A 15,051-nucleotide genomic window follows, 5' to 3' on the forward strand; every position below is an offset into this window, starting at 1 on the left:
TGGCCCATTGGACGAGGTAGGTTTGTGCAATGCGGAAGACCGCAGGGGCGGGTGTCTCGCTCGTCGAGAACACCCGCCCCTGCGGCATGGGGTGGCGGCGGTTGGTCAGACGGCCGCAGTGACCGCAGAGCGATCTTCGGTGTTGCCGGGAGCAGCGCTGTCGTTGTCGTCCAAGAGGTCCGGATCGATGCCGAGGGCGCGAGCGGCGTTCCTCTTGTCGCGCTCGGTCAGAGCCGTCACGATCTGCTCGTAACTGCTCTGGATCGGCGGGTTCTTCACGGTGCCGTAGCCGAGTACGTACTGGCTCTTCATGGCACGGGTAAAGGCGACGTAGAACATCCGCTTGACGTCCTGGGTCATCTTCGTGTCCTCCCTGTAGAGGACGACAACGTTGTCGAATTCGAGACCCTTGGCACCGTGGATCGTCGAAACAACCAGGTCGGCCTTGGACTCGAGGTTCTTCCGCTTGCGCTCCTGGTTCTTCTGCTTGTTGATGTTCAGCTTCTGCTGGTTCCGCCGAATCTCAAAGGAGAGCAGGTTGTCGCGCAGCCGATCGAAGAACGCCACGTGCGTGAGCGTGCCCTGGTGGCAGAGCGTGACCCAGCCGTTGATGGTCGCGCTGTTCTCGATCCACCACTCGGAGATCGTGCGCAGGATCGCCTTCTCAACGTTGGCGTTGGCAGCGTTCTTTGTCAGCTTGCCCATGTTGTCCTTGATCCCCTGGGAGACCACGAACGCGGCGTTGGCCGGCGGTGCCTGCAGGACGTCGTTCCAGAAGAACTTGATGTACTTCGAGAAGATGTCCGTGGCGTAGACCCGATCGCTGACCAGAGAGGCGACGTGGCGGTCCGGGTAGCGCTTTTCGAGCACATCCTGGATCAAGGACACCTCGCGGCGCGAGTAGGCCAGGAAAGCCACCTGCTCGCCCCGGTCCAGGCACTTGTCCACGTAGTCGGGGATGACCGTGTTACGCACGATCGCCTGCAGGTCCTGGGTGACGAACCCGGTGAGTCTGGCCACCTCGCGGTACTCCAGGGTGACCTTCTCCTGGAACGAGTCGGCCGTAGGCATGGCGAGCGAGTTCGCCTGCAGCTGGATGTTGGCGAACTGGTTGGTCTCCAGGCCGCCGAGCACGACGTTCGCGAAGTCCAGGATCTCCTGGTTGCTCCGGTAGTTCGTCGTGAGCTTGAAAGTCGCGAAGACCCCCGAGCCCTCCAGCGTGTTGAGCGCGCGCGGGTTCGCTGAGCGGAACTCGTACAGCGTCTGCGAGGCATCGCCGACGATGAACAGGGACTGAGCGTGCTTGGTGATGTACTTCAGCACGTAGATGAACTCAAACACGCTGTTGTCCTGCACCTCGTCGATGATGAGGTACTTCGACTGCACGTGGGCCGGCTCGGCCATGTCGTCGATCTTCTGGTAGCAGATGATGATCTGCAGCTCCAGCGACGTCTGCTCGATGCGGTCGAGCAGGGCGATCACCTCGTCGAAGTGGCTCTCGACGAAGGTGTTCAGGGCCGTGAAGGCACCGGTCCTGTTCTGGTCGACCTCCAGCAGGCGGTGGCGGAACGTCGCCGCGAACTGGCTGTTCGGGTAGAAGATGTCGATCGAGTTGATGATGGTGTCGATGGCCGAGACCTTGTGCCTCGGGTGGTTCATCGAGTAGATATCGATGATCATCTTGGCGATCGTCATCGAGCCGACGTCCGGGTTCTTCTCCGTGATGTTGTCGGCTGCGGCGTTGGTGAACGAGAGCACCGTGATGTCCGAGGCGGGGACGCCGCAGGCTTCGAGGTACTTAATCCGTTCGAGGATCACGGTCGACTTGCCGGTGCCGGCTCCCGCCTGCGTCATCACCAGCGGCTCGTGCGTGGTGAGCGCGTCGAGCTGCTGCTTGGACAGGTGGGGCGGCAGATTCGGAGGCGTGGCCGGCTGCGCAGGCACGATCAGCTGAGGCTTCATCTGCTCCAGGTGGTCGAGCGTGCGGTTCATCAGCAGGCTGAGGTTCTGCTTCGACAGCTTCGTGGCGATCCGGTCGGAGAAGGTCGCATCCAGCTGCTTGTGGATCTGGCGGTAGGCCTCCAGCGGGACGTTGTAGTTCTCCAGGTAGCGCAGCTGGACGGCGAGCATATTCAGCTGCTGCTCCGTCGGGCCCGCGGGCATGTCCTGGATGTAGCGGCAGACCTCGTCGGCAATCACCTCGGAGTCCCAGATCTGGGCCAGGCGCGTGATGCGCTCGTAGATCGAGTACTGGCGCATCCACTCGTCAAACTCATCGCCGAGGTTGGAGGCCGTCAGGCCGGCGGATGTGAGCACGTCCTGGACGTAGTCACGGGCGTTCTCCAGCGGGCTGGTGTCCCACTGCAGGAAGACGGCGGCGTCGTGGTTGCCGTAGCCGGCCGAGCGCGAGACAGCGGTCGCGTACTCCGGGTCGGGCAGCCCATTCTTGAAGAAGTACAGCTCCATCCGGTACTGGATGACGAGGTCGCGCGTGGACTTGCCGCCGGACTTGTCCTCGTAGAACACGAGCGCCTGCGGGGTCATGTCGAAGGCGACGTCCCAGTCGTCGAATCGGCTGGACGCGGTGTCGACAGCGAAGCGGTCGTCGGCGTGCGGGCTCGGCAAGGTGAAGGACCCGCCGGCGTTCAGAGCGCGGCGCGTGATCGGCGCGAGCGGGATCGACGTCGTGGTGATGTCATGCTGCGTCGAGCTCTGCTTGACCTCGATATCGGTGGCCATGGCGTAGGCGGTGTTGGTGGCAGTGTTGATCGGCAGCAAGGACTCGTTGAGCAGGCCGATCTTCTTGCCGTTGCCGGTGAGCTTCGAGGAGAAGAACTTCGGGTCGACGGCCTTCTGAGCAACGGCATTGGCCGAGAGGTCGAGGTCATCAAGCAGGACAGGCATGTCGCTGCCTTTCTTGAGTGGATTGAGGGGCGGATTGATAGAAGGCATGAATCACGCCGCATAGCAATTCCGACAAGAGATTAACAGCAAGTCGAATGCTCGAAGGTGAGCGAAGAGCACAGCGACAGGGCTGGACCATGGGGGCGCAGGTACGAACACGGGCGGGGCTCTCGTCAGCCGACGAGCCCCGCCCGTGTTCCTCTCAACCCACCCGTCAGGGGCCGTTAGGCCCCTGAGTCCGGGGTATGTGGCGAAGCCACGCCCCGGACACCGCGCGCTACCCAGGCGCGCGGTCGTTCATCAGCGGCAACTCACCTCACGTCGAGGTCGACTCCGAGCGGCGCCGGTCGGTTCCATCGACGGCAGCATCGTCGGCATCGAGATCCCAGGGACAGGCCGTGACGAGGGATCCTGCGGGATCGACCTCGATCAGGCCAAGCATGAGGCCCAGTTCGCGGAGTTCATCGGTGCTCCGGACATGGGCGGTGAGGTTCGTTCGGGCCGCGGCGGAGAGCTCCATGGCTCGCTTTCGGTGCTCTTGGAGCAGAGGTTTGGGGAGCATGGTGGACATGGCTGTCCCCCTTTCTGAGCAATGAGGGCGTGGGGGCGAGGTACGTCGCTGGCGTGCTTCAGGAAGACGAACGGCAGCAGATAGTCCTGATATTGGTGCGGGCTCAGCGGGCCGCGCAGCACCTCGGCGGCGCCCAGCAGGTGCCTCTCGAGCTGAGAGAGCGACCGTGGCATGACGGACGTCCTTTGCACGGCCCATGGGCAGTGGAATCAGTGGTGCCCGGCCGGGAGGCGGGGCGCCGAAGTCGTCTGGTGGGGAAGGGCGGTCCGGAACCTGTCAAAGCGATCAAGGCAGGTAGATCGTTTTAACGCTGTGCTGGGATCAGTGGGCCGTCTGGTGCCGGCTGGTTGATCCAGGCCGCTGCGGGGACCTTCGGGGGCTCCGGTGGCTTGCGGACGAAGCGTTCGGGGTGCTTCGCGTAGACCGCCTGGAGGACGTCGGCACGCATCTCGCGGAGCTGCTCGGCGAGACCGAAGTGCACGTCGTAGGGCGTGTGCAGGCCGATTCCGGAGTGCCGATGCTCCTCGTTGTACCAGGTGAAGAAGTGGGTGCACCACGCCCGGGCGTCCTCGAGGGATCCGAAACGCTCGGGAAAGTCGTGCCGGTATTTCAGGGTCTTGTACTGGCTCTCGCTGTACGGGTTGTCGTTCGACGTCTTCGGCCGCGAATGCGACTTGGTGACGCCGAGACCGGCCATCATCTGGGCGACGTTCTGCGCGACCATCGGGGACCCGCGGTCCGAGTGGATCGTCAACTGCCCCGTTTCAATGCCGTACTTGGCGATCGACTCGGACAGGAACCGCTCGGCGAGGTCCTTGTTCTCGTGGGCGGCGATCATCCAGCCGACCGTGTAGCGGCTGAAGATGTCGATGATCGTGTAGAGGCAGTAGTAGACGCCCTTGACCGGCCCCTTCAGCTTCGTGATGTCCCAGCTCCAGACCCGGTTCGGGCCCTCGGCGACCAGCTCGGGAACGGTCCGGGGTGGGTGGACGGCCTGGCGGCGGCGTTCACGGACCTCGCCGTGCCGTCGCAGGAGCCGGTACATCGTCGACTCCGAGCACAGGTAGACACCCCGGTCCAGGAGCACCGCGTAGATCTCGGCGGGCGCCATGTCGGCGAACTCCGGGGAATGGAGCACATCGAGGACCCGTATCTCCTCCTCGGGCGCGAGAGCGCGGGGGTGTCGGCGCCGTTCTGGCCGCGGCTTGGCCGGGGCGGGGCTTCGGCGGTGTCGGCGGTAGTAGGTGGCACGGCTCACGCCGAGCGCGGCGCATGCCTGGACGCGTCCGACCAGCCCGGTGAGCTCTTCAAGAGCCTGGTTGCGGGCGGTGTTGAACGCCACGGCCGCGAACTGGGCCCCGGTCACCGGTTCTTCTCGCCGTTCCTGTTCGGGGCGCTGTCCGTGGCGAACTGGTCGAGCAGCGCGGAGAGTTTTCCCTGGACCTCGATGACGGTGCGGGCCTTCGCGAGGTCGGCTTCCAGGCGGGCCTTCTCCGCCTTCAGCTTCGCGATCTCCTTGTCCCTCGGGTCCGCCTTCGGCCGTCCGGCCGACGCGGCGAGCGCGTCCCGGGCGCCCTTGTCCCGTTGCTGCCGCCACGTCGTGATCAACGACGAGTACAGACCCTCCCGCCGCAGCAGAGCGCCCTTGTCCTTCTTGTCCAACGTCTCGTACTCCGCGAGGATTCTCGCCTTGTACTCCGCGGTATACCGGCGCGGACCGGTCGAACGGGCTTCTACCTGCGGATCAGGGGTCCCGTGGTCATTCGTGCTGGCTACCCGGGCACTACTCCTTCTCCGCCCTCGACTCAATGAATCATCCAGTATGCCTGACTCGATCTACTTTGACAGAGAGGGGTCCGGCCAGGTGCGGGCTGGCCCGAGCCGTCGCTGGCCCGTGGCCGCCCGATCAGCGTGTCGATCACATTGGCGGTCACGGCCAACGCGGTACTCCCGAGAGGGTTGTGGCGGGTACCCGGCCCGTCTGGGCCGGGGTTAGCGCACCACGTCACTACCGCGAGCGTGTCGCCGGTCGGACATCGCGTGCTCGACTCGCGTCCCTGACGGGTCACGCAGTCGGCAGCTGGACGGCGACGGTTCCGCCGGACACGGCCCGGGCGATGAGTTCGACCAGCATCTGGCGAACCACCTGTGAGTCCGCTGTCTCGGGGTTTTGGTGCCCGGCGGCCGCGGCAAGCAGCACCGTCAGCGCCTCGGCCGCGGCGAAGGAGTCGTCCGTCGCGCCGGGTGATGACGGACGAGCGGTGATCGCGTACTCCAGGTGCCCCAGGAGACCGGAGAGTATGCGGCGGCGGATCTCGGCGAACCGGCTGTCGTCCTCGGCCGCCCGCAGGTCGACCACCCGCAGGACCACCTCGTGCTCCCGCCAGAACGCGAAGAAGGCGTCCACCGTGCTCCCGGCCGCGTGACGCCCGCCGCCCCACCAACTGCCGATCTCCGCGTAGATCAGTCCGTCGCTTCCCTCCTGCGCCACGGGCCGGGCCAGCTCCAGGGCGGCCGCGTCGACGTCTGCGAAGTACTGATAGAAGGTCGCGGGCGAGGTACGCGCGCGACGGGCGACATCGATCACTCTCGTCGCGTGATAGCCGTGCTCGGCCAGCAACTCCTTGAGACAGAGCAGCAGTTGGCTGCGAGTCTTCAGACCGCGTGCCCCGATCGGGCGCCCTGCGGTGCTCCGGATCTCCTCGGTCATGTCACTTCCTGTTCGGTGGGGTGGCACCGGCCCGGCCCCTCGGAGCCGGGCCGGCGGCGGCCGCTGTCTGGTCCAGGCCCGGCCGCCCGACGCGGGAGCGTGTTCGCCCCCGCGATGCTGGTCAGGGCCGGGCCAGCGCCGCTGTGATGTCGTCGACGGACTTGACGCCGAGCGCTCCTGTTCCGGAACATCCGGAACGGGAGCGCTCGGTGCGATGTGGACGGCTGCTCAGTCATCCGAGGGGGATGCCGAGGCTGTGCCGCCGGTCTGGGCAGCGAGCAGGTAGTCCTCGATCCAGGTGCGAACTGCCTTGCGCGCCGGCCGCGCACCCTGGGAGTCCACGTAGGTGGTCTCTTCGATGGCGCGCAGCTCGTCGTCGGGCATCGACGCGGGAAGCGCCTGGGCCAGCCGCGGCTTGGCCTCGACGATCCGTTCACGCTGCCGCTCGTAGTCGGCGGCCATGATCTGTCGGTAGGTCTGCCGGTCGATGGGGTTGAACCCCACGACCAGTGAGAACCGGCCCAGCAGCTCGGCGTCGAAGAACTGCTCCAGTGCCTTGTTGAGGCTCTGGTTCGAGATGGTCTTCGGGTTGTTGCCGAAGCCGATCATCTTGCCGTCGAGCGAATCACGGGCGGCGTTGGTCGTGCAGATGACCAGGGCCTTGGAGAAGTCCAGGATCTTGCCATGGGCATTGCGGATGTAGCCTTCGTCGAATGCCGAGAGGAACAGGCGCTGCACGGCCTTGTCGGCCTTCTCGAACTCGTCGAGCAGGATCACCCGGTGGGGGTTGGACTCCAGCGTGTCGAACGGGAGCTCCTGGTTGGAGTCCGATCCGACATAGCCGGGAGGTGCGCCGATGATCTTCGACGTCGACCACTCGCTGTGGAATTCGGTCAGGTTGAGGATGATCGGCTCGGTGCCGGTCGTCTCCTCAGCGATGATCTTGACCGCCTCGGTCTTACCCACACCCGAGGCCCCGGCGAACAGCCACGTCGTGGGCGTCTTCGTCGGGAACAGGTCGAGCTCTTCGCGGGCCAGACGGTCCGTGAGCTTGGCGAGCACGTCGTCCTGGCCCTGCAGGCGGCTGGTGAGCGTGGCGCTCAGCGCGGCAACGTCGAGGTCCTTGCGCTGGGCGTTTCCGGTCATCAGGCGCTTGGCCACATCGAGCACACGGGTGCTCGTCAGCGGCACCTGCGGAATGGACCGCAAGGTCTGCGCGAGCGCCGTGTCGCCGGCGACCTCGGCCTGGACGATGAGCTTCTTCTGCTCCAGGACCCGGTCAGCCATCGCCCGGTCGAGCAGCGTGATGGCGTTGTCCGGACGGCGCTGGCCAGCCCGGGAGTTCGCTTCGGCGATCTGCACCACCGAGGCCAGGACGTCGTCGGAGACCCCGATCTGGTGACGGTAGTGCGCCATCAGGCCGGGCCGGACCGTGGTCATCACGGCCAGCGTCTGTTCCACGCTCAGCTCGTCGACGATGAGCCGGGTGAAGCGACGGGCGAAGGCCGGGTCCTCATCGAAGGCACGAGACTCCGTGCTGGTGGTCGCACCGATGACGGACATGTCGCCGCGGGCCAGGGCCGGCTTGAGGATCTGCGAGATCTTGCGGCCGACGGCGTCGCCATGGCTGCCGGACCCTCCGGTGATCTGGTGGATCTCGTCCATGAACAGGATGGCCTTGTTCTTGGGGTCCGAGGCGAACTCGACGATCGCCTTGACCTTCTCCTCCAGCGAGCCGACTATGCCGGTCCCGGCGATGATGTTGGTGATGGGCAGCTCGTAGATCGTGTAGTCCTTGAGCTGGTCGGGAATGAGGGCGTCGCCGAGCGCGATGCGCCGTGCAATGTCCTCGACGATCTTCGTCTTGCCGACGCCGGCGGAACCGACCAGCAGAGCGTTGGGCTTGGTCTTGCTGATGATGACCGAGAGGACCTGCCCGATGAGCGTGTCACGGAACATGGTCGGATCGGCGTTCTTGAACTTCTCGTTGTAGTCGACGAGGAGCTCCTTGACGTCATCGGCGCTGCCACCGCTGGACGGCAAGGCCGCGGACGGGAACTGCGGAGGGAAGCTGCCGCCACCGCCGTTGCCCTTGTCGTCGTCGGAGCCGCCGGGTGTGAAGTTGCTGAGACCCACCGGGTCCTCCTTCGGTGCGGGTCGCTCGGCGTGGTGGCGCGCTGGGTGGATGCGCCACGGTGTCCCGAGCAGGGATATGGATGAGTGAGAGGGAAAGTCAGGGGTCGCCAAGAGCGGTGCCAGCCAGGGGAGTTGGTTGCACGGCACCGCTCTTGGCGGTTCTTGGGGCAGCAGGGTCAGACGACCATGCCGAGGAGCTTCTGCCGGATGCTCGGATCGATGTGCTGCATCGAGTCGGCGTAGCGTTTTGCCAGGTCAACCATGAACGACCAGTCCATGGCGGAGCACGGTGCGTAGTACAGGTTCTTCGGGTGGTCCTGGCGCGTGGACGGCGGCAGCCAGTCGAAGTCGGTGACCACGAGCGAGAGCCTGCGCTGGCGCACGCGGCTGGCGTTGATATACCGCCAGATCTGGGTGTACTCCGTTCCGCCCGACACCTTCGGGATCCTGCGGAACTCCTTCCAGATCTGAGTCGTCGACTTGTTCTCCGTGCGCAGCATCACCTCCTGGGACAGGAAGTGGCTGAACGAGTTGAAGTACAGGTTGATGTTGAGCTTCTTGGCGATCCGGATGAGCATCATGACCGCCTCCTGGTAGTTCTCCTCGGAGATCGAACCGGAGGTGTCGATGTAGATGTGCAGGTCGGGCATGTACTGCACCGAGGTGATCCGGCCGGGCTTGTTGCAGTCGTCCGGGTCCCGGCGGTTGGCCTTGAGGAAGGTCGCCTTCGTTGTGCGGAAGATGTTCTGTGACTTGTTGACCTTGCCCATCCGGCGCAGCACCCGGGTGATGTCCTTGAGCAGGTCGAGCTTGCTCGGCGGCTGCTTGCGGAACGCCACCTGGGCGCTACGGCTGCCAGGCTGGCCCGGTTGCTGCGTGGCTCCCAGGGCGGCGGCCCGGGCGGCGGCCCGTGGCAGCGACGTGAGCTTGGACAGCGACGTGTTCGAGACGACCTTCACCGGCGAGGCCAGCGACTGGTTGATGAGGTTCCACTCCCCCGTGATCTTCGCCGCGGTGGCCCGGGCATGGGCCTCGACGTTGACCAGGACGAGGGAGCGCGGGCAGAACAACTCCCCGATCGTGAACGGCAGGACGCCTGTGTCCAGGGCGGTGTTCTGCTGGCTGGCCTGGACCCGCTGCTGCTCGATGTAGTTCATGAGCATGTGCACGAGCACGCGGGCGAAGGAGTGCTCATCGTTGGCGTCAGAGTCGTCCTTGCGCACCAGCAGCGACTCGGTGAGCCCCTTCAGGGACAGGGCCGTGAAGTCGTTGAGCAGCTTGGTGGTGGCCAGCGGCAACGCACTGGCCATCGTCTGTGTCTGCTGGGACAGCCAGATCTTGAAGTCGTCGAAGGCCGCGGAGGACTGGAACCAGAACCCGAGGGTGTCGGGGTGGAAGGTGTAGGCGATCGAGGCGAAGAAGGCGCTCTCGTCGCCGGTCCCCGCCAGCAGAGCCTTCGCGGCCGGGAGGACATCAGCCTGCGCGGTGTAGAGCACCCGCGGGGAGGGCGCGGGCATCTTGTTCTGCTGTCCGGCCTGGACGGCGAAGAGCTCGGCGACCGGCAGCGGTGTGCCCTGGTCGAAGTTGATCAGGGTCTGCCCGAGCAGCTCCTTGACGGTCTGCTCGCTGGCCACGTTCAGCGTGTCGCCGAGGCAGCTCAGGACCAGATCCGGGATGTTCCCCGTCAGATCAGCGCCCTGGGCATCGGTGATGCTCGCCGGGGCGTTGGGGTTCAACGGCTCCAGCAGCGGGTCGATGAGGGTCTGCTGGATCGCCGGCATCGGGTCGTAATCACCGGTGCACGAGATGGTGTGCAGTGCGTCGAGTACGGCCGGCTTCTGGTTCGTGACGGTGATCGTCATGGGTCGTGGTCTCCTTCTGAGGACAAGGCAGCGGCAGAACGCCGCCGGTGGTGGGGAGTTGCAGCAAGGACTGCACCGCAGTAGTCCCCACCACCGGTAAGCGAGCGATCAGAGGAAGGCCGAGAGGACCGGCTTGGCCTGGTTGACGATCGGAGCGTCGATCTCCATGAAGGCCTCGAGGTTCTGGCGGTCGATCTGCTGGCTGGTCACCATCTCGATGAGCGTGCGGGTGTGCTCCGGCTCGATCTGGGTGATGGCCTGGGCCAGCTGCTCGATGAGGCGCGCGTTGTCCTTGCTCTCCTTGAGCGCGTACAGCAGCGACCCGGACTTCTCGTTGTCGGTCAGCGTCGCGATGACCGCGGCCATGTCGGTCATGGTCGCTGCGGCCTTCAAGCTCTGGTAGCAGTTCGGCTTCGGGACGTTCACCCGGTTCTGCTGCACGCCGCCGACGTTGCTCGCCAGGTCCTGGGCGATGGTGGCCACGAGCTGCGTGGTGAACATGGTGTCCCCGACGTAGGCCTCGATGGCCTCGTTCAGCAGCGAGGTCTCGCGGTCGCCGATCTGGATCGGGGTGGCCAGATACTGCGCCAGCTGCTGCGGGTCGGCCGCGTTGAGCCACTTCGACAGGTTGTCGATGGTGCGCGGCGTGGTGAGCTGGTTCATCTCCTCGCCGCCGTCGAACAGATCGGCCATCGTGACGTTGCCGTTGTCGTCGTCGTCCTGGCCGTCGGCGACGATGGCCTCGGGCGTCGACTTCTGGAAGACGAGCCCGGGGGCTTGCGTGAGCACCGTCTTCACCCAGGGGTTCATGTTGTCGCCGAGGACGGACATGAGGGTGGCGGCGTCGGGCTCGACGTGAAAGATCGCGAAGCGGGACAGGCTTGCCTCGTCGAGCGAGGTGACGTTGCCCCTGTCGTTGCCGGCCACGACGATGCGGACGTTCTTGGGCAGGTCGACGTACCCCATGCGGCGCAGCGTGACCAGGGTCAGCGCGCCGGAGGTGACGTCGGAGGTGGTGCGGTTGATCTCGTCGAGGAAGAGGATCGGCCACTCGCGCGGGTTCTTCTCGGCGTAGTCGATGCACTCCTGGATCACCTGGTGCGGGTAAAAGACCTGCTTGTAGCTCTGCGTGCCGTCGTCCTTGGTGTACGGCACCAGGCGCGCACCGGTGAGGTCTGCTTTGTCGGCGAGCTGGTTGCACGGCAGCGTGAATGCCTGCGTGCCCATGGAGTAGGCCAGGTCCTCGACGAAGCTGGACTTGCCGATGCCGGGTTCGCCCATGAGAGCGGGCGTCGCGCCGACCTCAAGGGACTGCTTGATGAGGGTCGTCAGGGTGTCGTTGAACTTCATGTCGACGTCTTTTCTGTGCGTGGGCGAGGAAGAGAGAGAAAGCCAAGAGATGTCGGAGGACGGCGCTGCTGCTCTCGGCGTCGCCGAGGCTGCATAGGCCGTGAAGGCTCCTGTGGCGCGGGCCGCGCCGTCGGAGCCTGGCGGAGACCTGCACTCCCGCCATTGGTGGCGATGGAGCCCCGCTGCACATCGCCACCCGATCGCGCTCCGCGCGATCCAGCACTGTCCTCCACCTGTGCCCGGCCCCGCCGCAGCACCCGTCACCCACCCCACCCCCGTTGCCGGAGGCAGCAGATGAACCAGGAGCAGAAGCAGCAGCAGGAACAGGCACAGAGCGTCAGTTGGTCGACGAGGAACGGGCCTCGCGGTCGGCCACGAGCGCAGCCGCCCGGTCGAGGAGGAAGGGCCGGCCGTTGCGCCGCTCGCGGTGCTTGGGGCGCGCAGGGATGACATCGACCGCCGCCTTGTAGAGCAACCACGCGGTGTCGCCCGTCGAGTACTCGACGCCGAGGGCGCTGTAGGCGCGCAGTTGCGTCCGCATCCAGCCGTAGAGCGAGGCGAGAACCGAGAATTCCCAGCGGGACATGTCGTGGTTGAAGTCGCCGGGATCCCGTAGCTGATGGCGTGCACTGGCCAGGGCCTGCTCGACGATCGCCTGCGAGTACGGGATGTCGGGCATGTCCTCGGTGGTGTCGACAGCTGATGCTGAAGCACCGGAGCTCTCGCTGGCGTTCACGGCCAGCTGCGCGTAGAGGTCCTCGATGGAGGCGAAGGCCGGCACATTAGTTGCTGTGTTGACGTGAGCGACGATGCGATCGGGCACCGGCTGGCGGGTGAAGGTCGACCAGTGGTCCAGGAGCAGCTCGTACCAGCCGTGTTCCTCACGCAGGACGCGCTTGCCGGCGGCTACAGGGAAGTCGTGGAAGTTCTTCGGCAGCGGCATGACGAGATGGAAGCCCTGGCCGGACATCGACAGCTCCGAGTAGAGGATGCCCGGCAGCCGCAGCAGGTCTGTGGCCACTCCTGGCGGGCAGTCGGCCTCGATGTCGAGGACGAGCAGCCCGTCAGTCTGGGCCTGGAGGTAGAAGGCGGTGTTCGCGGCGTTCGGTATCGCCGCGGTGAGTTCGTCGAGGGTGAGCAGGCAGGTCTCGTCCAGGGCGAAGGCTCCGCGTAGTGGGCTGGCGTGCTTGCAGCTGGACGTGCAGCCGGCGAGCAGGTGCCGTACGTCGATCGGGGCCTTGCGCTTCGGCGGCTTGGTGGGATTGTCGGGGGTCTCTTCCCCGATCTGTCCGGAGATGGTCCACCGACAGGCACTGGCGAGAGTGCGGATCGCGGGGTTGCCGTAGAACTGCGGGAACCAGGCATGGGGGTCGGCTGGAGTCATCGTGGGACGCACGCTTTCGGTCGGAGGCGTCAGGAGGGGAAGAGAAAGACAGGACCCTCGTACCGCACGGATGCGAGTACGGGGGTCTCATCGAGGGTCAGCGTGGATCAGCCCTGGTAGGTGATCCCCGCCTGCTGGGCCAGGCCGGAGCCGTTCCAGGGGTCGGTGGCCACGGGCGAGCCCACGGCCGAACCGGCGTCCTTGAGGGAGGCGTTCTCGGCCTCAAGGCGCGCGAGCTTCTGCTCCAGGGTCTCCTGCTGGGCAGGAGCCGCGGCCGGAGCAGGAGCCGCAGCGACGGGCGCAGCCACGGCGGTCGCCGGGGCCTGAGCCTGAACGGGAGCCTGCGCGGCCACGGCCACAGGTGCGGACGCCGGCTGGGGGGCCGGGAAGGACAGGCCGTCCTCGACCTCCGTCGCCACCGGGACGGCGGCGGCAGGGGCAGCGCTGGCAGGAGTGGCCTGAACGGGACGCGGCGTGCCGTTGAGCACGATGCCACGCGCAGCCAGCTCAGCCTGGTCGATGCCGCCGGCCTTGTAGTAGCGCGGCGCCTCGTGGACGATCACCTGCTCGAGGGCCAGGCCTCGGTTGTTGAAGTTCTTCGGCTTGTAGGTGCGCAGCACGAGCGTGACGTCGAGGCCCTGCGCGAGCTCCTGACCGGACTCGTCCTGGTCGTAGGTGCCGTCGCCCTTCGGAGAAGGGATCGCGATGACCGGCAGGGTGCTGCCCTTGGAGTCGATGGAGTAGTTGGGTCCGGTTTCGGGCCGCTTCGGGGAGTCGTAGCGGCGCTCGGAGACGAACTGCTCTTCGAGGGTGGGGTTGTTCGGATCGGCGAACTGGACCTCGGCGTGAATGATCGTCGCGGTGGTGTGCGGCTTGCCGACGGGGCTCATCCCGTTCTTCGTCTTGCGCTGGTCGCTGGCAACGAGCTCCGCGCCTTCGATGAGGCGGGCGAGTACGGCGAAGCCGAGCTTCCCGCGGATGAAGACGTTCTTGCCCTCGGTGATCTGGCTGGCGGAGATGGAGTAGTTGGCCATGGTGATGCGGTTCCTTCGTTCGGTCTGGCGGTCGGTGACTCAGGGGTCCATTGGGGGGCTATCGGACAGGATTCGGACTGCCATCCAATCCCTTATTCTATCAACTTCAGTTCGACTATGAGTAGAATGCCAATGCCGGACATGAATGATTGTGCGTGCTATTCGCAGAGGAGTCGGGACAGGGATGACGGCTACGATTCAGAGGCCAGTGGGGACGACGTCGAAGCCGTCGGCGCAGACGAGAGCAGCTGCCGGGAGTCACGCCGGCCCGATGGGCTTCGGCAACGGACCCGTCATCGCCGCCAGCGTCATGGTGGGCGGAGCGGCGCTCTTCGCCGGATGGGGCCTGACGCAGCTCGCGACGTCCGACGGCGGCTTCATCCAGGCACTGCAGGGCAATCACGCCCCGGTCGAGGCACCGGTGAATCCCGGCGAGAAGAACGCCGGAGGCGGCAGCGCCCAGCAGCCGAGCGAGGGCGGCACGGGGAAGCAGGACGAGAACGGGGCGAGTCAGGATCCGACGCCGGGTCGCGGCGACGAGGACAAGCCCAACGGATCGGGTGCACCGGCCGAGGCGAAGCCCGCGCCGAAGGCGAAGCCGTACACCATCAAGCCAGGCGATACGCTCACCGCGATCTCGGGGACGACGGGGATGCCGATCGGCATCCTGGTCGAGACGAACAAGATCCAGAATCCGGATCTCATCTACGCGGGGGCCTCGCTGCTCATCCCGCCGGTGTGACGACCCGGCAGGGCGGCACTGCCGCGTACCGAGCCTGATTCGATGCCCTGACCGCCACGAGGCGGTCAGGGCATCGTCGTCTTCTCAGGGCGGAGGACTCTGCTTCCCGGCGGGCCCGCAGGTCCATCAGGCGCGTGCGCAGCTGGTGCAGCTGCTCGACCTCGTCGTTCATGGACCGGATGCCATCCGGCGTGTAGTCCTGCGGGTATTTGAGCTTGTAGTCGCTGAGCAGCTCGATCTTCGCATCGACGAGATCGAGCGCTGTGCTCAGATCGAGGACGTCGTCCAGCGGGAGCCCGGAATCGGCGGAGGCGGTCATGCTTCGGTCCTGGGCTCTGCCGCCCAGTCGCTGCTCAAG

At 65.9% G+C, this 15,051-nt stretch carries 10 protein-coding genes and 2 pseudogenes; 1 reads left to right on the plus strand and 11 read right to left on the minus strand.

Annotated features, from left to right (window positions below; all coding sequences use genetic code 11):
- Positions 1 to 105: 105 nt before the first annotated feature.
- The 10 genes and pseudogenes from OHB41_RS08660 to OHB41_RS08705 form a co-directional block, all read right to left on the minus strand.
- Positions 106 to 2,904 (minus strand): UvrD-helicase domain-containing protein, encoded by a 2,799-nt coding sequence (locus OHB41_RS08660; protein ID WP_006379206.1) that lies wholly within the window; start codon positions 2,902 to 2,904, stop codon positions 106 to 108.
- A 316-nt stretch (positions 2,905 to 3,220) separates the two neighbouring features.
- On the minus strand, positions 3,221 to 3,475 hold the full coding sequence (locus OHB41_RS08665; protein WP_158697438.1) for a hypothetical protein: 255 nt from the start codon (positions 3,473 to 3,475) through the stop codon (positions 3,221 to 3,223).
- A 44-nt stretch (positions 3,476 to 3,519) separates the two neighbouring features.
- Positions 3,520 to 3,648, minus strand: a pseudogene (locus tag OHB41_RS52290) (type I restriction-modification system subunit M N-terminal domain-containing protein); the annotation flags it as partial.
- 131 nt (positions 3,649 to 3,779) lie between these two features.
- Positions 3,780 to 5,284, minus strand: a pseudogene (locus OHB41_RS08670) (IS3 family transposase).
- Positions 5,285 to 5,540: 256 nt separating this feature from the next.
- A complete protein-coding gene (locus OHB41_RS08680; protein ID WP_200698715.1) occupies positions 5,541 to 6,185 on the minus strand; it encodes a TetR/AcrR family transcriptional regulator in 645 nt (214 codons plus the stop codon).
- A gap of 228 nt (positions 6,186 to 6,413) precedes the next feature.
- Positions 6,414 to 8,321, minus strand: a complete 1,908-nt coding sequence (locus OHB41_RS08685) for an AAA family ATPase (RefSeq protein ID WP_266697338.1) — start codon at positions 8,319 to 8,321, stop codon at positions 6,414 to 6,416.
- 176 nt (positions 8,322 to 8,497) lie between these two features.
- The gene (locus OHB41_RS08690; protein WP_006378804.1) at positions 8,498 to 10,183 is read right to left on the minus strand and encodes a vWA domain-containing protein; all 1,686 of its coding nucleotides are present in this window, start codon (positions 10,181 to 10,183) and stop codon (positions 8,498 to 8,500) included.
- Positions 10,184 to 10,291: 108 nt separating this feature from the next.
- Positions 10,292 to 11,533, minus strand: a complete 1,242-nt coding sequence (locus OHB41_RS08695) for an AAA family ATPase (protein ID WP_006378909.1) — start codon at positions 11,531 to 11,533, stop codon at positions 10,292 to 10,294.
- 337 nt (positions 11,534 to 11,870) lie between these two features.
- Positions 11,871 to 12,917, minus strand: a complete 1,047-nt coding sequence (locus OHB41_RS08700) for a hypothetical protein (RefSeq protein ID WP_006378925.1) — start codon at positions 12,915 to 12,917, stop codon at positions 11,871 to 11,873.
- A 107-nt stretch (positions 12,918 to 13,024) separates the two neighbouring features.
- Complete coding sequence (locus tag OHB41_RS08705) at positions 13,025 to 13,951, minus strand: hypothetical protein (RefSeq protein WP_006378826.1); 927 nt, start codon at positions 13,949 to 13,951, stop codon at positions 13,025 to 13,027.
- Between the two features lie 271 nt (positions 13,952 to 14,222).
- Here OHB41_RS08705 and OHB41_RS08710 point away from each other — a divergent pair, with 271 nt between their 5' ends.
- Positions 14,223 to 14,693: a LysM peptidoglycan-binding domain-containing protein gene (locus OHB41_RS08710; RefSeq protein WP_006378639.1), complete on the plus strand. Its 471-nt coding sequence runs from the start codon at positions 14,223 to 14,225 to the stop codon at positions 14,691 to 14,693.
- Here the strand turns inward: OHB41_RS08710 and OHB41_RS08715 are convergent.
- Complete coding sequence (locus tag OHB41_RS08715) at positions 14,677 to 15,012, minus strand: hypothetical protein (RefSeq protein WP_200698717.1); 336 nt, start codon at positions 15,010 to 15,012, stop codon at positions 14,677 to 14,679. The two genes, OHB41_RS08710 and OHB41_RS08715, sit on opposite strands and share 17 nt — an antisense overlap.
- Between the last annotated feature and the right edge of the window lie 39 nt (positions 15,013 to 15,051).

The organism is Streptomyces sp. NBC_01571 (genome assembly GCF_026339875.1).
Lineage (GTDB): Bacteria > Actinomycetota > Actinomycetes > Streptomycetales > Streptomycetaceae > Streptomyces.